The 18,002-nt window shown below is 42.7% G+C and carries 15 protein-coding genes; 12 read left to right on the plus strand and 3 right to left on the minus strand.

Annotated elements, in window-relative coordinates; all coding sequences use genetic code 11:
• Positions 1–576: hypothetical protein (locus tag Q4546_RS07290; RefSeq protein ID WP_303445986.1), on the plus strand; the 576-nt coding region annotated here is incomplete at its 5' end.
• 198 nt (positions 577–774) lie between these two features.
• Here Q4546_RS07290 and Q4546_RS07295 read toward each other — a convergent pair.
• The 3 genes from Q4546_RS07295 to fadI form a co-directional block, all read right to left on the minus strand.
• Positions 775–963: a hypothetical protein gene (locus tag Q4546_RS07295; protein ID WP_241904012.1), complete on the minus strand. Its 189-nt coding sequence runs from the start codon at positions 961–963 to the stop codon at positions 775–777.
• Positions 964–1,226: 263 nt separating this feature from the next.
• Complete coding sequence (fadJ, locus tag Q4546_RS07300) at positions 1,227–3,347, minus strand: fatty acid oxidation complex subunit alpha FadJ (RefSeq protein WP_303445987.1); 2,121 nt, start codon at positions 3,345–3,347, stop codon at positions 1,227–1,229.
• Positions 3,348–3,352: 5 nt separating this feature from the next.
• Positions 3,353–4,663, minus strand: coding sequence for an acetyl-CoA C-acyltransferase FadI (fadI, locus tag Q4546_RS07305; protein ID WP_076537168.1), 1,311 nt, complete (start codon positions 4,661–4,663; stop codon positions 3,353–3,355).
• A 400-nt stretch (positions 4,664–5,063) separates the two neighbouring features.
• Between fadI and Q4546_RS07310 the strand changes: the two genes are divergently transcribed.
• From Q4546_RS07310 to Q4546_RS07360, 11 genes are all read left to right on the plus strand, one after another.
• On the plus strand, positions 5,064–6,020 hold the full coding sequence (locus tag Q4546_RS07310; RefSeq protein ID WP_102437486.1) for a MoxR family ATPase: 957 nt from the start codon (positions 5,064–5,066) through the stop codon (positions 6,018–6,020).
• Between the two features lie 18 nt (positions 6,021–6,038).
• Positions 6,039–6,986, plus strand: coding sequence for a DUF58 domain-containing protein (locus Q4546_RS07315; RefSeq protein WP_303445988.1), 948 nt, complete (start codon positions 6,039–6,041; stop codon positions 6,984–6,986).
• Complete coding sequence (locus Q4546_RS07320; RefSeq protein WP_303445989.1) at positions 6,987–7,538, plus strand: DUF4381 domain-containing protein; 552 nt, start codon at positions 6,987–6,989, stop codon at positions 7,536–7,538.
• Positions 7,526–8,530 carry a VWA domain-containing protein gene (locus Q4546_RS07325; protein ID WP_303445990.1) on the plus strand — a complete coding sequence of 335 codons (1,005 nt, stop codon included), beginning with the start codon at positions 7,526–7,528 and terminating at the stop codon, positions 8,528–8,530. Before Q4546_RS07320 ends, Q4546_RS07325 begins: the two co-directional genes overlap by 13 nt.
• Positions 8,530–10,518 (plus strand): VWA domain-containing protein, encoded by a 1,989-nt coding sequence (locus Q4546_RS07330; protein ID WP_303445991.1) that lies wholly within the window; start codon positions 8,530–8,532, stop codon positions 10,516–10,518. Before Q4546_RS07325 ends, Q4546_RS07330 begins: the two co-directional genes overlap by 1 nt.
• On the plus strand, positions 10,512–12,134 hold the full coding sequence (locus Q4546_RS07335; protein ID WP_303445992.1) for a BatD family protein: 1,623 nt from the start codon (positions 10,512–10,514) through the stop codon (positions 12,132–12,134). The genes Q4546_RS07330 and Q4546_RS07335 overlap by 7 nt, the downstream gene beginning before the upstream one ends.
• A gap of 96 nt (positions 12,135–12,230) precedes the next feature.
• On the plus strand, positions 12,231–12,794 hold the full coding sequence (locus Q4546_RS07340) for a sigma-70 family RNA polymerase sigma factor (RefSeq protein WP_102437495.1): 564 nt from the start codon (positions 12,231–12,233) through the stop codon (positions 12,792–12,794).
• Positions 12,787–13,491, plus strand: a complete 705-nt coding sequence (locus Q4546_RS07345) for a DUF3379 domain-containing protein (RefSeq protein WP_102475695.1) — start codon at positions 12,787–12,789, stop codon at positions 13,489–13,491. The genes Q4546_RS07340 and Q4546_RS07345 overlap by 8 nt, the downstream gene beginning before the upstream one ends.
• Before the next feature lie 161 nt (positions 13,492–13,652).
• Positions 13,653–15,104: a sodium/proline symporter PutP gene (gene putP / locus Q4546_RS07350; RefSeq protein ID WP_102437499.1), complete on the plus strand. Its 1,452-nt coding sequence runs from the start codon at positions 13,653–13,655 to the stop codon at positions 15,102–15,104.
• Between the two features lie 404 nt (positions 15,105–15,508).
• A complete protein-coding gene (locus Q4546_RS07355; protein ID WP_303445993.1) occupies positions 15,509–16,708 on the plus strand; it encodes an outer membrane protein transport protein in 1,200 nt (399 codons plus the stop codon).
• Positions 16,709–16,928: 220 nt separating this feature from the next.
• Positions 16,929–18,002: an efflux RND transporter periplasmic adaptor subunit gene (locus tag Q4546_RS07360; RefSeq protein WP_102530718.1), complete on the plus strand. Its 1,074-nt coding sequence runs from the start codon at positions 16,929–16,931 to the stop codon at positions 18,000–18,002.

Raw genomic sequence — 18,002 nt, forward strand, 5'->3', positions numbered from 1 at the left:
CCTTATATCAAGTATTCAGAAACGAGTACCCAACTAGCTAGCAGCCCTTACATCAAGTATTCAGAAACGGGTACTCAACTAGCTAGCAGCCCTTATATCAAGTATTCAGAAACGAGTACCCAACTAGCTAGCAGCCCTTACATCAAGTATTCAGAAACGGGTACTCAGCTAGCCAGCAGCCCGTATATCAAGTATTCAGAGGCTGGTACCCAACTAGCTAGCAGCCCATATATCAAGTATTCAGAAACGAGTACCCAACTAGCTAGCAGCCCATATATCAAGTATTCAGAAACGGGTACCCAACTAGCTAGCAGCCCTTATATCAAGTATTCAGAGACTGGTACTCAACTAGCTAGCAGCCCTTATATCAAGTATTCAGAAACGGGTACCCAACTAGCTAGCAGCCCTTATATCAAGTATTCAGAAACGGGTACCCAACTAGCTAGCAGCCCATATATCAAGTATTCAGAAACGGGTACTCAACTAGCCAGCAGCCCATATATCAAGTATTCAGAAACGGGTACTCAACTAGCCAGCAGCCCTTATATTAAATACACCAATTCAAGCATCGCTTAAGGAGATAAAATTATGTTTAACTCTTTATTAAAAGCACTAGGAATTGCACAGCCGCAACGTAAGAAAGTTAAATTACCTGAAGGCCTTGAGCATCTAGAGGTCATCCCAGCTAAAGCATGGTGGAACTAAGTCTTGTAGTGATATTTTACAGGCAAAGAAAAAGGGAGCATTAGCTCCCTTTTTAATACGCGGAATTTGCTAAAAGTATTGTTGCTGTTCATTACTAACCGCTAGTTTACGGGTTAATAAATATTTATGACTGTTGAACAATGGGTAAGCCAGAGGGCCCATCAACAAACCGGCAAATGACCATCTTTTTACTGCCATACCTTGAGCAAAAGCACAATTGCCAAGATAAATCGACGATAAGATTGAAATAATAAACACTAGAAATACCACTGAAACCTCTACAATTCATTCAGTTAACATCATTTCTTAAGCTCGAAGCATTAAGTTTTTGTGTTCAATGCTAGCTTTGGTCACATTATAACCAAGCCAAATACTCAAAGCTATGGGGATTTTTTATTGAGCCACAGTCAAAATATTCCGCAGCGTACATAAAACAGGCAAATCTCTGCCACTTTAGAATGAAAAAGCGGCATCATGTTGCCGCTTTGTTAAATGTGTAATCCTTAAAGTCTTAGTTTAGACTAATAAAAACTCGCTCCCTCATCAGCCATTTTGACTAATCTTTCACAAGGGGCAAATCTTTCGCCATGTAATTGCTGATACTGACGTAATTTTGACACTAGATTATTGATCCCCATGGTATCCATATAACGGAAAGGACCGCCTAAGAATGGCGGAAAACCAATTCCAAAAATAGCACCGATATCACCGTCTCTTGCATTGGCAATAATGCCTTCATCTAAACAACGAACAGCTTCGTTTAGCATCTGCACAACACAACGCATAGCAATATCGATTTCACTACCACTTAACTGATTATTAATGCCTAGTACTTGATATACACTTTCATCCACTAGCTTAGCTTTGTTTTTCTTGTTGCCGTATTGGTAAAAACCTTTGCCGTTTTTACGGCCTTTACGGTCATCTGCAAGTAACTTATCAAATGCACTTGGAGCTTCAAAGCGCTCACCCAGTTCTTTAGTTAAGATCGGCGCGATCTTAGCACCAACATCAATACCTACCTCGTCTAGCAAAGTAATAGGTCCTACAGGGAAACCAAACTTAACTAACGCTTTATCTAAAAATTCAATTTTTTGCCCTTCAAGAAGCACTTGCGCAGCTTCATTCATGTATAAGGCTAAAATACGATTTACATAAAAACCGGCTCCGTCTTGAACAACAATCGGTGTCTTACCTTGCTTACGAGCAAAGGCCACTGTCGTAGCAATGGTTTCTGGAGAGGTTTTCTTGTGCGCAATCACTTCCACTAACGGCATTTTCTCAACTGGCGAGAAATAATGCAGACCAATCACATTTTCAGGTCGACTGGCCGCTTCGGCAATTTGGCTGATTGGTAATGAAGATGTGTTAGATGCAAAGATAGTATTTTCATGACATTCACGTTCTACATCTTTCACCATTTGATGTTTTAATGCTAAATCTTCAAATACTGCTTCTACTACGATATCAGCATCTTTTACGCCGCTATATTCAGTGGTTGTCGTCATTAACGCCATTAGATTATCTCTAACTGCCGGAGTCATATGACGGCGCTTAACGCCTTTGGCTAACAACTTATAAGCATAAGCCAACGCATTACTTAAGCCGGTTTCATTGATATCTTTAACACGAGCAGGAATTTTAGCTTTGGTTGTCGTCACAGAGGCTATTCCGCCACCCATTAAGCCACCACCAATAACCAGTGCCTTGTTCACTTTGCGAGGTTTGCCCCCTTCTGCACCGGTTTCTTTTTTCATTTCTGTGGTTGCAAGGAATATACTACGAAGCGCTTCTGACTCTGGTGACATAATAAGTTCAGCAAAATGACTTGCTTCAACTTCTAAGCCTTTGATCATGCCTTTATTCATACCCTGCTTAACACAATCAATGATTTTAGCAGGAGCTGGATAATTACCCTGGGTTTTCTTCATCACTTGTTTAGCGGCTTGCTCAAAAATAATGTCACGAGTCGTACTGGTTGATTCAAGCAACTTGTTTAAAGCAGACTTTTTAACCACTTTAGCAGCAGACTTGCCTTTTTTTGCCATGGCAACTGCAGTCTCAAGCAAAATAGACTCTGGGACAACGTCATCAACCAAGGCTATTTTCAGTGCTTGTTTCGGACGCAGCTGCTTACCTGTTAGCATCATATCGAGCGCTGTAGTAATACCGACTTTTCTTGGTAAACGTTGGGTTCCCCCGCCACCTGGTAATAACCCAAGTTGAACTTCAGGCACACCCATAATAGTTTTCTTACTGTCGCTGCACACACGCAAATGACACGCTAGCGCTAGCTCTAATCCACCACCTAAGCAGGCACCGTTAATAGCAGCAACAACCGGTATAGTGAGGTTTTCTAATTCATTAAATACCACATGCCCTTGTTGTGATAGTTCTTTGGCAGCAGCAACACTGGTACAGGCATCTAACATGGTGATGTCAGCGCCAGCAACAAAAGAGTCAGATTTTCCTGAAATAATCACTAAACCTTTAATGCTAGCGTCAGTTTTTATCTCGGTAAGAATGTCACTAATTTCTGGGCCAAATTCTGCTTTTAAGGTGTTCATGGTTTCACCAGGAACATCCATAGTCAAAACCGCAATACCGTCTTCACGGCGTTGTAAATTAAATGTCTTTTCCATCAGAATTACTCCACTTCTACTATCATTGCAGCGCCAAGACCACCTGCTGCGCAGGCTGTGGCTAAACCGGTTCCACCACCACGGCGTTTAAGTTCACGACATACTTGAGTGATCAAACGCGTACCCGTAGCCGCAAATGGATGCCCATAAGCTAATGAACCACCTAGTACGTTAAATTTACTCATATCGATTTCACCAATCGCACGATTTTGGCCTAACTTTTCTGCAGCAAACTTTTTAGAGCCAAACATTTGCATGTTGGCTAAGGTTTGCGCTGCAAATGCTTCATGCATTTCAATTAAGGTTAAATCTTCTAACTGCATACCAGCACGCTTTAGTGCTAGCGGCGTAGCATAAGATGGCCCCATTAACATATCTTGCCAAACATCAATGGCAGTAAAGGCATAGCTCTTAATGTAACCAATAGGCTGATAACCTAATGCTTTGGCACGGCCTTCACTCATTAAGATAATTGCTGATGCGCCATCAGTTAGCGGCGTACTGTTGGCTGCGGTAACTGAACCATGTTTGCGATCAAAAGCTGGACGTAATTTCGCGTAAGACTCTAAAACTGAGTTTTCACGAATGTTGTTATCACGATCAATAAACTGCTTATAAGGAGGCACATGAGCCGTCATCACTTCATCGCGTAAATTACCTGAGTTCCAAGTTTCTGTTGCCAGAGTATGTGAGCGATGAGCCAGTGCATCTTGATCGGCGCGGCTAATTGAATAGGTCTTAGCCATTTGCTCAGCCGTTTGCCCCATTGACAAACCGGTAGAATATTCTGCAACCGCTGGCGGTACCGGCATTAAGTCTTTTAAACCCAAACGACGTGCAATGGCAAATTTTTGTTTAAAGGTACGGGCCTTATTTAAGTCCACTAGCGCATGAGCCAGCTTTTTTGACACGCCAATCGGTAAAACAGAAGATGAATCTGCGCCGCCAGCAATACCAATTTCAACATTACCAGTCATGATTGACTCAGCCACATTCACTGCCGATTGAAAACTTGTCGCACAAGCACGAGTGACACTGTAAGCATCCGTTGATACATCCATGCCAGTGCCTAATACGATTTCACGAGCAATATTTGGCGCAGCAGGCATTTGCACAACTTGACCATAAACTAATTGCTCAATGGTTTTTGGGTCTAACTCTGAGCGAGAAAGCAATTCATTAACCACCATTTTGCCCATATCTAAAGCTGAAACGCCATGAAATGCGGTGGCTTGTTTGGCAAAAGGCGTTCGTAAACCCGCTACAATTGCAATGCGCTCGCCGCGGGCATTGGTTACTTGTTGTCTATCACTCATTGTTCACCCTCTTTTAATTGTTTAGCCTTTATAGGCTTTTCAGTGAAAATCCATTTTGTCAGCGTTATCTGGTCTGACCATAAAAGTGTGATCTGATTCTAACTTTTAATTAGCAAGTTTAAAACACCCGTATGAAAATAACCTGACAATTTCCAACAAAATTAACAACCCAATTGAGATTTATATATTAAATACAGAAGGTTAAACTTTAGAGCATTAGCTTTATTAATATATTTAAGTATCGATTAAAGCTAGCTAACGCACCTTTAGTTGCAGCTAATGAACACCACGAATAAATAAAAATGAAATTCTGTTAATGCTACTAGCCAAAGGCCAATAAAATTCATTAACATAGAGTGAATTAGATAACGTTTTTTAGACAATAAATTTGAGTATCATCATGCCTTTGAGTCGATTTCATTCTTTACGCGCTTATTTAGATAATGTCATTTTGGGACAACCGGTTTTAACTGAAAATATGCTCATCGCACTTATTGCCGATGGTCATTTACTGGTTGAAGGCCCTCCAGGTTTAGCCAAAACCCGTGCAGTAAAAGCATTATGTGATGGCGTTGAAGGCGACTTTCATCGCATCCAGTTCACGCCTGATTTATTACCAGCGGATTTGACCGGCACCGATATCTATCGCGCTCAAACGGGTACCTTTGAATTTGAAGCGGGGCCGATTTTCCATAACTTAATCCTTGCCGATGAAATTAACCGCGCTCCAGCGAAGGTACAATCCGCATTACTTGAAGCAATGGCTGAAGGACAAGTGACCGTAGGTAAACACAGTTACCCGCTGCCAAAACTCTTTTTAGTGATGGCAACCCAAAACCCACTTGAAAACGAAGGGACTTACCCGCTACCTGAAGCGCAATTAGATCGCTTCTTAATGCACTTAAATTTAGATTACCCAAGTGCCGATACCGAGCGTCAGATTTTGCGTCAGTCTCGTAACGAAGCACTGACTCATCAGTTACCGACCATCGAGCCTGTGGTACAAGCAGATGTATTTTCTGCCCGTGAACAAGCGATGGAACTGTACTTAGCTGAGCCCCTTGAAAGCTATATCGTAGAAATTATTATGGCCACTCGTCAGCCAGAGCGTTATAGCCCAGAACTAGCCAAGTGGCTTGAATACGGCGTGAGTCCCCGCGCTTCAATTTCATTAGAGCGCTGCGCGCGAGCCAGAGCCTGGTTACATCAACGCGATTTTGTCTCACCTGAAGATATTCAAGCTGTGGCGCCTAATGTTTTACGCCACCGTCTACTGTTGAGTTATCAGGCACAGGCAGAAGGGATTAGTGCAGATCACGTCATAAATCATATTTTAAGCCAAGTGGCTGTACCTTAATGTTGAGTTATAGCCACTATGTCAGTAACCGCTATGTCAATTGAAAAAGAGTTGCCGCTATTTAGTAATGGCGTCAACCTTAATGAGCAAGAGCTAATAAGTTGTCAGAGTATTGCCCGTGCAATGCCTGAAAAACGTAGCCGTGCAAAAGCCAGCCTTGCGGGCCATAGAAGCAGCCTAATAAAAGGTCGTGGTATGGAGTTTGCTGAGGTGCGTCATTATCAAAATGGTGATGACGTGCGCACCATTGACTGGCGCGTGACGGCCAGAACCGGTAAAGCGCACACCAAATTATTTGTTGAAGAACGTGAACGACCCATTATCTTGTTGGTCGACCTAAGCCATAGCTTATTTTTTGGCTCAAGTTTACTTTTGCAATCAGTGCAAGCCGCCCATGTTGCAGCAACCCTAGGCTGGAACGCCATTAACCATGGTGACCGTTTAGGCGCATTGATTGCCAGTGAAACCGAACATGTGGAGCTAAAACCTCGCAGCCGTCGACAAGGTATTTTGCAGCTCACATCAGCATTAATCAAAGTGCATCAAAACCAATTAAATCACTTTGATGAATTACCACAAGATCCCCAACATATTCTGCGGGCTTGCCAGCGATTACAGCGCATCGCTAAACCCGGCTCACTGGTATGGATAATTACCGATGGTCAGCACTTTAGCCAAGAATGTTTAGCAGCGCTAACCGAACTTAAGCGCCATTGTGATGTAGGCGCCTTTGTGATTAGCGATCCATTGCGACAAGGCACATTAGCGTTACCGAAGCGATTTTCACTGCCTGTGCGTGATGGTAAGCAACAACTTACCTTAACTCGCCATAGTTACGATGTTTGGTTAAACGAGCAGTTAGCTCGCCAACAGCAATTTATTGAATTAATGAAAATGCTCAAAGTTCAAACCCGCTTTATCGATGCAGGTAAGAGTCTTAGCGATCAATTGGAACTATTACGTTAAATGAATGCTCCTCAAATCAACCCTGCATTAATGCAAATGGAAGATATCGTGCTGCCGCAGCCAATATCACAATTGCCCATTGCCCCCGGTTATTGGCTAGTGACGATTATCATTATCGCGGCTGGTGTCATCACTTTCATCAAGCTGCGAAAACGTGCCAAATATCACGCCCCGAGAAAGGCCGCATTAGCGCAACTACAGCAACTTGATATAAATGACAGTCAATACCCAAGCCAGATTAATAGCTTACTAAAACGAACTGCCTTGAGTTATTTACCCAGACAGGATTTTGCACAACTTGATGGCGACCAATGGTTCAAATGGCTTGAGCTAAGGTTACCGCAAGCAGAGCAAGGCCAAATTGGCTTGTTATTAGCCAAGCGTTATCAAGCTTGTGGCTTAAATGCAGCTGAAAAGCAGCAGTTATTTAAGTTAGCCAAGTCTTGGTTAACTAAAAAAGCTCGCTTTGCGCCCCTTAATGCCATCAAAAGCAACGCTAACAGCGCAAATACTCAAGCAAATAGTCCACAGGAGGCATCATGTTCTCTATAGCATGGCCGTGGTTATTGCTTTTATTGCCATTACCTTGGCTGTTAAAACCAAAGCGCGTTTCAAAAAATAATGGCGGTCACCTGCAACTTCCTGGCATCGCTAATGCTGATCAGGTCATATCAAGCCATGCTGACAAACCATCCCGTAAATTGTATTGGTTAATGTGGGCATGTTTATTGTGCGCACTTGTCAGGCCCCAATGGTTAGGCGAGCCTATAGAGCTGCCATCTGAAGGGCGCGACTTAATGCTGGCAGTCGATTTATCCGGCAGTATGCAAATTGAAGACATGGTTGTTGAAGGCAAAACGGTTGATAGATTGACCCTTATTAAACATGTGATTGGCGACTTTATCGAACGCCGTAATGGTGATCGCCTTGGGTTAATTTTATTTGCCGATCACGCCTATTTACAAGCGCCACTGACCCAAGATAGACGCTCGGTGGCAAAGTTCCTCGCCGATAGTCAAATTGGCCTAGTGGGCAAACAAACCGCCATTGGTGAATCAATTGCATTGGCGGTGAGACGCTTTGATAACGTTAACGACAGTAACCGAGTGCTCATTTTACTCACCGATGGTTCAAATAACGCAGGTAACATAGAACCTGAAGTGGCAGCTCGCATCGCTGCAGAACGCAATGTCACTATTTATACCGTCGGTGTTGGCGCTGAAATACTGGAAAGACGCAGTATTTTCGGCACTGAAAAAGTAAACCCGTCAGCAGATCTTGATGAAGCGCAATTACAACAGCTTGCAGAAATGACCAATGGTCATTACTTTAGAGCCCGTAATAGCGAAGAGCTAGAAGAAATTTATCAAAAAATTGATGAATTAGAGCCAGTCAGTCGCGACCAATTAACCTACCGCCCCCAAAGCGAGTTATTTTACTGGCCGCTATTTTTAGCTTTATTAGTCAGTTTAGCTATTAGCTTACGTGGTCAAATGAACCTTTCCCAAAGAGTAAATTCCAGTTATAACAAGGAGGATAAATAATGAGCTTGCATTTTATCCGTCCTGAATGGTTTTTGGCATTAATTCCATTAACGATTATCGGGCTGTTTCTGTGGCGTCAAACTAAAAATAACGCTGCATGGCAACACTACATAGCCCCTCATCTTGCCAGCACCTTGATCAGTGAATCCGCACAAATAAAAAAACAACCTAAATGGCTATTAATGCTGTGTTGGTTTATTGCTGTGGTTGCCATATCAGGCCCTGCCATTAATAAACAAAGCTTGCCTGTGTATGCCAGCGAGCAAGGGCGTGTACTGGTAATGGATATGTCTTTATCCATGTATGCAACCGATCAAAAACCTAATCGACTATCCCAGGCCAAATATCGAGCCACCGATTTTTTAACCAATTTAAAAGAAGGTGAAACTGGGTTAATCGCTTTTGCGGGAGATGCATTTACTATTAGTCCGTTAACCCGTGATAGCTCTACCCTATTAAATCTGCTCCCAACCTTAAGCCCGGACATTATGCCCGTTAGAGGCTCAGATTTAGCCGCCGCCCTTACCCTTGCCCAACAGTTATTAGGTCAAGGCGGGCATATCAGCGGTGATATTATTGTGATGACCGATGGTGTTAATGCAGCCCAATATGCGCAGGCAGCAAAAGCGCTGGATGGCAGTCGATATCGAGTATCGGTGATGGCATTTGGTAGCCAACAAGGCGCAGCAATACAGCTGCCAGATGGTCAGCTCATGCGCGATAATGCCGGTGAGATCGTGGTTGATAAAACTGACTTTTCATTGCTTGATAAATTGGTTACTCCCACTGGCGGTTTAATGTTACCAGCACGGGCAGACGGCGCTGCACTGGGCCAACTCGAAGCATGGCTTGCTAATGATGGTAATGCAAAAGCCACCGAACTTGAAGGTGAAGCTTGGCAAGATTTAGGCCCTTATATTGCCCTCCTGTTGATTATTCCAGTACTGCTGAGTTTTAGGTTTACAGTACTGCCTATGGTGAGTGTCCTCACGCTAGGCTTATTGATGCAGCCAACTCCTGCTTCAGCTAATAGCTGGGATGATTTATGGCAAACCGCCGATCAACAAGCCTTAGAGCAATTTAATCAGGCTCAATCAGCAGAAGACTATTCTAAAGCTGCCGAGCAATTTGACATACCTCAATGGCAAGCTAGCGCCCAATATAAGGCTGGTAACTATGAAAATGCCTTAAGCGGTTTTGAGCAAGATGACTCTGCCAATGGTTTATATAATCAAGCCAATAGTTTACTGCAGCTCAATAAAATTGATGAGGCGATAAAGCGTTATAAGCAAGCATTAACTCAACAAGCAGATTTCCCTCAGGCCGAGAAAAACCTCGCTTTGGCTGAGCAAATGAAGCAGCAACAAGAGCAACAGTCGGAGCAGGATCAGCAAAGTGATGACAACCAATCATCTGACCAGAAGCCAAATGATGAGCAGTCATCAAATGATCAATCTCAAGGAGATCAATCACAGCAAGATCAATCTCAAAGTGATGAGTCTAGCTCTGAGCAATCTCAACAGCAGCAGTCTCAAAATGACCCGTCACAAGAAGATCAATCTGCGAATGATTCTCAGCAGGATCAGCAATCTAGTGACTCTCAACAAGATGACAGCCCCAATGAGGCTGACGAAAGTTCATCAGCTTCATCTCAACAAAATGAGCAACAAGCCGATAATAATGAAGCTGAAATGCAAGCTAACAGTCAAGATAACCAAGCTCAAGCTGAGCCTGAAACTGCTGAGCAACAAGACAAGACTCAACAACAAGCTCAAGCTGCTGAAACATCAGAACAACAGCCAGAATCTGAGTCTGGCACACCAGTGGCCTCATCGGCTTTATCTGAAGAGCCGCTGCCAGCAGATTTAGAAAGAGCACTTCGCGCAGTCAGTGAAGATCCACAAGTATTAATTAGAAACAAAATGCTATTGGAATATCAAAAGCGTCGTCAAAACGGCCAACTTCCTAAGGATAAACAACAGTGGTAAACAGAATCATTTTAGCCCTAGTCGCTATTCTTTTTACAGGGCAAGCACTCGCGGTCACTAACATTCAAGCAACGGTGGACCGTAACCCCGTCATGCAAGGTGAGTATTTTGTATTAAACGTCACCGCAGATGATGATGTTAATGCAGGCTCATTAGACACCTCAATATTGCTAAAAGACTTTGTTGTCGGCCGCACTAGCGTGGGACGAAGCACGCAAATCGTTAACTTCAACTCCAGTAAAGAAACCCGCTGGCAAGTATTATTATCGGCTAAAAATAGCGGCACTGTGACTATTCCTGCCTTTACTATGGAAGGTATTCAATCTAATCCCATCGAGTTAACGGTTTTAGATGCTGGCTCCCAGCCTCAGCAAATGCGCAATTTGTTTGTGGAAGGCGAAGTTAGCACTCAAGAAGCTTATGTGGGCCAATTAATTACCTATAAAGTTAAGCTATTTTTAGCTGCTGAATTACAGCGTGGTGTCATTAGCGCCCCAGAAATATCAGGTGCTGAGATCAAGCAGCTTGGCGAAGATCAAGACAGTGTTGAAGTGGTTAATGGCCGCCGTTTTCGCGTAATTGAGCGAACCTATGCCATGATTGCCGATACTCCAGGTAAACTCGCCATTAAAGGTGCGAGTTTTTCAGGTGATATTTTAGTTGAAGCACCACGACGTGGCGGCATGTTTGGCTTTAATGAAAGCCGTCCGATGCAAGCTGCTGCTGAAGATACTGAAATCGTAATTAAACCCATACCTGACAGCTATCAAGGTGATTGGCTCGTCAGTGATTTATTAATCGCTAAAGAAGTGTGGCCTGAAGACAGCAGTGAATTTGAAGTGGGTAGCCCAATCACCCGCACCATTAATATCATCGCATCTAATGCTGACAGTAATAGCCTGCCTGACATTGAATTAGCTATGCCAAGTGCGCTGAAATCATATCCAGAAAAACCAGTTAGACAAACTGTACTTAGAGAAAACCATGTAGTGGCTCAGTACAGCCTTACCACTGCTATCGTGCCAACCAAAGCTGGAACATTTACCCTTCCTGAAATTACAATTCCGTGGTGGAACTCGCAGCTACGTCAGCAGCAATTTACCACCATTCCAGCAAGAACAGTGACCATTGCGGCTAATCCAGAACAAGCACCAACGCCAATTACACCTGAGGTTACACAGCCCAGCAATAATCCTGGTTTTTGGCCTTGGTTAACACTGCTATTTGCCGCATTATGGCTTATCACAATCGCCCTGTGGTTAAACGCCCGTAAGCAAAAGTCGCTAACAGTTACCTCTGAAAATGTTGATGTTCAGTCCTCCTCTGCTCGAGTGAGCATCAAAGTCATCAGCCTCGCCTGTGATAAAAATGATGTATCTCAAGTCATTACATTACTGCAGCAGCATTTTTCTACATTACTAAACAAACCAATGAACTTGGCTGATATTAGCCAGTTATCAACTGCGCTAGCTCAAGCAACTCATCAATTACAGCAGGCTAAATACAGCCAATCTTCAACATTTGTTGATAAAGCTGCTTTATTAAAAGCCATTGAGAGTTACAGTCATAATTCTGCAGTAAACTCCCCATCTGCACTGAGTTCGTTAAACCCTTAACGAATAAACTGATTGAATAGCAAGCATAATTATACTTGCTATTCATCAGTAACCTTTTAAGCTATCGAACATAATATTTTTAACAAAAAGATAAAAATGTTTGATAGCTTGCGAAATAAAAAGTCCGAACCCACGGTCATATCTGACATGTTAACTAAACAGCGACGATACGACAGCCTCGTCCGGGCACTTCACGCAGATATCTTCCGATATGCCTATTGGCTTATCGGCGATAAACATGTTGCTGAAGACGTCACTCAAGAAACCTTTTTACGTGCATGGCGTGCGCTTGACTCTTTAAAAGATGACAAAGCAGCTAAAGCATGGCTGATCACTATCTTGCGCCGAGAGAATGCCCGTCGATTTGAACGTAAGCAGTTTGACTACAGTGATGTAGAGCAAGAGTTGCTTGAAGACCAAAAGTCTTCCACTACCGAAGAGCAAACAGAGCAATATTGGCTACGTAAACAGATCGGCTTATTAGAGATTGAATATCGAGAGCCATTACTGCTGCAACTCATTGGCGGTTTTAGTGGTGAAGAAATTGCAGAGTTGCTTGAACTTAATAGAAACACCGTCATGACGCGATTATTTCGTGCCCGTAATCAATTAAAAGACGCTTTAGAGTCTCCTGAAGTTAGAGGTCAATCAAATGGATGATCTACAATTTCGTCGCCATGCCTATGACGACCCCAACAGCCAAGATGAAGATTTCTTGGCACAAATTGCTGCGTCTGAGTCTGATGCAAAGTTAGTCAGTGAATTAAAAACATTAGACAGTAAGCTTACCCATGCGCTTAATATTGATGTGCCTAATGATTTAGCAGATAAATTATTATTACGTCAGCAACTGAATAAACATCAGGAGCAAAAAAAGCATACTCGTTATTTAATGGCTATGGCTGCCTCCGTGGCATTAGTCATCGGTTTAAGTTTTAGCATGTTAAAATTTGCCCCCGTTGACTTAGCTGAGCATGCGCTCGCTCATGTATACCATGAACCCAAATCAATGCTGGTTGATCAAAATGTTGGCTTTGAAGATGTTAATTTTAAACTGGCTGGTATTGGCGGTTTAGAAAACGCCAAATTCATTCAACAGCCCGGAAAAGTGTTTTATACCTCCTATTGTGACTTTCAAGGAGTTAAAAGCTTGCACTTAGTGATGGAAGGTAAAGACGGTAAAGTCACCCTCTTTATTGTCCCGGCTGAAAATAGAATGGTCACCGAAGAAGCTTTTGCAGATCAACACTATCAGGGCTTGGGCTTTCAAACAGCTGGGGCATTCATGATGTTAGTTGCAGAGCAAGATACTGATTTACAGTTTGTTAAATCTGAAATAGAGCAAACCTTTATCTAGTTATAGTCACAACCTGTAACCATCTCCTATCAATTAGATAATAAGCAGTCAATGTAAACTTATTGAGTGCTTGTTATCACATCAAATTTACTTCCCAAATTGTGCACTGGCTCATACATCTGCTAGCATATGCGCCACAATAATAAAAATACGGAAGTATCATGACCATAGAAACCCCCATTCTAATCACTTTTATCGGCTACCTCGCGTTAATGATGGGGATTGGCTACTGGGCTTATCGTAAAACAGATACCGTTGACGACTATATTCTGGGTGGCCGAAAAATGGGCCCTGCTGTCACCGCCTTAAGTGTTGGTGCATCAGATATGTCAGGTTGGTTATTACTTGGCTTACCTGGTGCAGTGTATTTAGGCGGCTTAGGTGAAGCTTGGATTGGTTTTGGACTGATATTTGGTGCCTGGCTCAACTGGCTTTTTGTCGCCAAACGTTTACGTATTTACACTGAACTGGCTGACAACTCGCTGACATTACCTGACTTTTTTGAAAATCGCTTTCATGATAACCAAGGCGTATTAAAAATGGTTGCTGCGGTCACCATCTTAGTCTTTTTCACCTTTTATACCTCATCAGGTATGGTTGGCGGCGCAATATTATTTGAAAAAGTATTTGGCCTTGATTACACCTTAGCACTCATTATAGGTTCAGTAATCATCGTTTCTTACACTTTTGTAGGCGGTTTCTTTGCCGTCAGTTGGACTGACTTTTTCCAAGGCTGTTTAATGTTAGTGGCCTTACTTATTGTACCTGTAGCCATCTTCAGCCAACCTGAGACTCAAGAAAACCTGCAGCAACTTGACCCTGCCATGCTGTCGTTTGTCAGTGAAAACACCACAGTCATCGGCTTAGTGTCATTACTGGCTTGGGGTTTAGGCTATTTTGGCCAGCCACATATTCTATCTCGCTTTATGGCCATTGGCAGCGCTAAAGACATTAAGTTATCTCGTCGCATTGCTATGAGCTGGATGGGTATTTCTCTGATTGGTGCATTGGCAACGGGTATCGCTGGTACCTTGTATTTTGCCGACACTCCCCTAGATAACCCAGAAACTGTATTTATTCACCTTGCCCATGCTGCGTTTAATCCATGGGTTGGCGGCTTGTTAATTGCAGCAATTTTATCAGCGATCATGAGCACCATTGATTCACAGCTTTTGGTTTGTTCAAGCGTAATAACTGAAGACTTTTATCGCAAATGGATTAAACCCGATGCGAGTAATAAAGAGTTAATGCTCGTGGGCCGTTTGGGGGTTATCGCCATTGCTATTGTGGCCGCAGTCATTGCACTTAATCCTGAAAGCAGTGTCCTAGGGTTAGTGAGCTACGCATGGGCAGGCTTTGGCGCAGCATTTGGCCCTGTGGTATTACTATCACTATTTTGGCAGCAATATAGTCGTAACGGCGCTGTAGCAACAATTGTTGTCGGTGCGGTGACCGTGGTGGTCTGGAAACAACTCTCTGGTGGTATTTTTGACTTGTACGAAATAGTCCCTGGATTTTTGCTCGCCTCATTGGCAGGTATCTTAGTCAGTAAGCTATTTCCTGCAAGCACAGAGACGGTGGCCTCATTCAAAGCCTTTCGCCAGTCACTTTAGTGCTTTACAAGGTTAACCCTTAGTAAACACCTGCCGACTTTTTCGTTAACAACAATTAGTCGGCTGGCTCATTTCTAGAGTAAAGATTCTAAACTCAGCGTACAGATGTTAGCTAAAAAGCAGCCCTAGTCACAATTCTTAATTACAGCAACCTAACAAAGTTATCATTATAAAATCAAACTCAAACCACTGAAATTACAGCGTTAACTCCCACAAAGGTTTGTAAGACCTTCTCACAATTATATTTAACAGCTCAAATTATTAACAAAAATTCAACACCAAAAGTCACTGGTCGGAGTTGTATAGCTTACTTGTGTTACCTAAGATGCGCTCAAATATAAGTGGCAGTGATATGAACACATGCAGTATTCATGCATATGCGACAATAAAGATGAGCAATAATTATGACTAAATTCAACAAGACACTACTGGCAGCAGCTGTAGCTTTAGCAAGTACTCAAACATTCGCAGCGGGTTTTCAACTCAACAGCCAGTCTGCAACCGGTTTAGGCCGCGCAATGGCGGGGGATGCCATCATCGCAGATAACGCTTCAGTATTGGCTCGCAACCCAGCGGCAATGGCATTATTTGATGAAAAAGCGCTTTCTATTGGTGCTACCTATGCCGACGTAAACGTTGAAGTCACAGACGCGCAATTCTTAGGTCAAGACTTAGGCTCAATTGATAACGCTGCTGAAGGGAAATTCATTCCTAACGCTTACTATATCAACCCTGTAAATGAGCAGTTCGCCTTTGGTTTTGCCGCTTTCAGTAACTTCGGCACTGGCGCAGATTTAACACCTCTAACAGAGGTTGAAGGTACCATTAGCCCAGTTGATTTATTAGGAAACACTGAAGTAGCTACCATCAACCTAAATGCGAGCATGTCTTATCGTATTAATGATGCATTAAGTTTAGGTTTAGGTATCGATCTTATTCAAGGCTCAGGTAAGCTATCACGTGGGTCGTTAGTTGAAGTTGAAGCAGACGGCTGGGCTGTGGGTGGTATCGTTGGTTTAGCATACGAAATCAACGAAAATCATCGTTTAGGTTTAAGCTACCGTATTAGCCCTGAAATGCAAGCAAGCGGCGACATTATGTATTTGGGTACCGAATTCGAAGATATTAATATCCCATTAGCAGATATCGCACAACTTGCAGGTTACCATCAGCTAACTGAAAAATTTGCAATTCACTATACCGCGCAGTGGTCTCAGTGGAGCTCGTTTGACAGTATTACTCTTGAAAACCCTAGCTCACCAGAGCAAATCCTTAAAGATTATCATTGGAAAGATTCTTGGTTCTTAAGCTTAGGTGCGACTTACGATATCAATGACCGCTGGACAGTACGTGCTGGTATTGCAAGTGATAAAGGAGTCGTTGATGAACAATCATCACTATCAATTCCTGATTCTGACCGTATTTGGTATTCAGCGGGCTTTAGCTATAACTTCAGCGAAAAATCAAGCATCGACTTCGGTTACACACTGGTCGTTGGCGAAAAGGTTCATGTTGAAGAAAAAAATGCGATTTTATTACCGATAGATGCATACACTGAATCTGGTGCGAATTACTTCTCAATCCAGTATAACTACACTTTTTAAGCTAATATTTAACTAAAAAGATAGTTAACTTAATTAGTTAAATCGTTATAGCAAAGCTTAAAATGCCTAACTAAAACGATTATTAATTTAAAACCATCGATGATCCATCGGTGGTTTTTTTATATCTGCTATACTTTCATTAGATTTTTCTCATAAATAAATTGCGCTTAATACTAAAGTCCATTAGAATTTTCTCATAAACAAATTTTTGAGGTGGAACATGGCAACCTTTCACAAACGCTTATCTTTATTTAGTGCAGTAATACCTACTTTGCTGGCTATTGTTAGCTATAGCGCTATAGCTGATACAGACAAACTAAAAACCGATAAAGCTTTTGATACCCTAACAGTCACTGAAACAGAGTCTGTTTCATCAATAATCATTGATGGACAAGTGGAAGCGATTAAAGCCGCTACCGTTTCAGCACAAACCTCAGGGCGCATTATTCAGGTCAATTATGATGTCAATGATGTGGTCACCGCGGGCGCGTCTTTACTTGAAATTACCAGTGATGAGCAGACCGCAGAATTTAATGCGGCAGAGGCTCAGCTTGCCAGTTCAGAAGCCATGAACTTTGAAGCACAAGCGACACTGACTCGTTATGCGGCGCTGTTTCCTCAAGGTGCCATATCTCAAGGGCAAATGGATGAAGCGACCGCCAATGCCAAATCCAGTAAGCAAGCGGTATCCGCGGCAAAAGCTCAGCTTAATAAAGCAAAACAAAGTTTAAATTACACTGTGGTTTCTGCGCCATTTGAAGGCCGAGTGACTGAACGCTTTATTGAACTCGGTGAAACCATTTCATACGGTCAGCCATTATTTTCCGGTTTTGATACCCGAGAGTTACGTGCCACTTTTAATGTTCCCTCGCGTTACTTAGCCAACCTGCAAGCGGCTAAGCAGCTTGAATTAACCTTAACCAATGGTGAAAAAGTTATCAGCAACGATATCAATGTTTACCAATTTGCCGATGCCAACAGTCATCAGCATCAAGTAAGAATTAACTTTAGTCATCCTCAAGCACTCACCGGCCAATGGGTTAAAATCGCGGTACCCGTTAAAACCAGCAACGTGGTCATTATTCCCTTAAGTGCTCTTTATCAGGTCAATGATCTGGATGGCGTGTACCGAAAAGTGGGTCAGCACACCTTGTTAACACAAATTCGCCTCGGAAAAATTGACAAGCAACAGCAAACCGTTGAAGTGTTATCAGGTCTTGATAAAGGTGATGAAATTATCCTTAACGCCAGTCGCTACGTGTTACTGCGCGCAGCTAACCAAAGTAAGGAGTAG

It is taken from the genome of Shewanella sp. 4_MG-2023 (genome assembly GCF_030548015.1).
Taxonomy (GTDB): domain Bacteria; phylum Pseudomonadota; class Gammaproteobacteria; order Enterobacterales; family Shewanellaceae; genus Shewanella.

What these genes read in the sequence shown, in the direction of transcription:
- fadJ (WP_303445987.1), bottom strand. Translation starts at nt 3,347, where the DNA reads ATGGAAAAGACATTTAATTTACAACGCCGTGAAGACGGTATTGCGGTT.
- fadI (WP_076537168.1), bottom strand. Translation starts at nt 4,663, where the DNA reads ATGAGTGATAGACAACAAGTAACCAATGCCCGCGGCGAGCGCATTGCA.
- Q4546_RS07310 (WP_102437486.1), top strand. Translation starts at nt 5,064, where the DNA reads ATGCCTTTGAGTCGATTTCATTCTTTACGCGCTTATTTAGATAATGTC.
- Q4546_RS07315 (WP_303445988.1), top strand. Translation starts at nt 6,039, where the DNA reads ATGTCAGTAACCGCTATGTCAATTGAAAAAGAGTTGCCGCTATTTAGT.
- Q4546_RS07320 (WP_303445989.1), top strand. Translation starts at nt 6,987, where the DNA reads ATGAATGCTCCTCAAATCAACCCTGCATTAATGCAAATGGAAGATATC.
- Q4546_RS07325 (WP_303445990.1), top strand. Translation starts at nt 7,526, where the DNA reads ATGTTCTCTATAGCATGGCCGTGGTTATTGCTTTTATTGCCATTACCT.
- Q4546_RS07330 (WP_303445991.1), top strand. Translation starts at nt 8,530, where the DNA reads ATGAGCTTGCATTTTATCCGTCCTGAATGGTTTTTGGCATTAATTCCA.
- Q4546_RS07340 (WP_102437495.1), top strand. Translation starts at nt 12,231, where the DNA reads ATGTTTGATAGCTTGCGAAATAAAAAGTCCGAACCCACGGTCATATCT.
- Q4546_RS07345 (WP_102475695.1), top strand. Translation starts at nt 12,787, where the DNA reads ATGGATGATCTACAATTTCGTCGCCATGCCTATGACGACCCCAACAGC.
- putP (WP_102437499.1), top strand. Translation starts at nt 13,653, where the DNA reads ATGACCATAGAAACCCCCATTCTAATCACTTTTATCGGCTACCTCGCG.
- Q4546_RS07355 (WP_303445993.1), top strand. Translation starts at nt 15,509, where the DNA reads ATGACTAAATTCAACAAGACACTACTGGCAGCAGCTGTAGCTTTAGCA.
- Q4546_RS07360 (WP_102530718.1), top strand. Translation starts at nt 16,929, where the DNA reads ATGGCAACCTTTCACAAACGCTTATCTTTATTTAGTGCAGTAATACCT.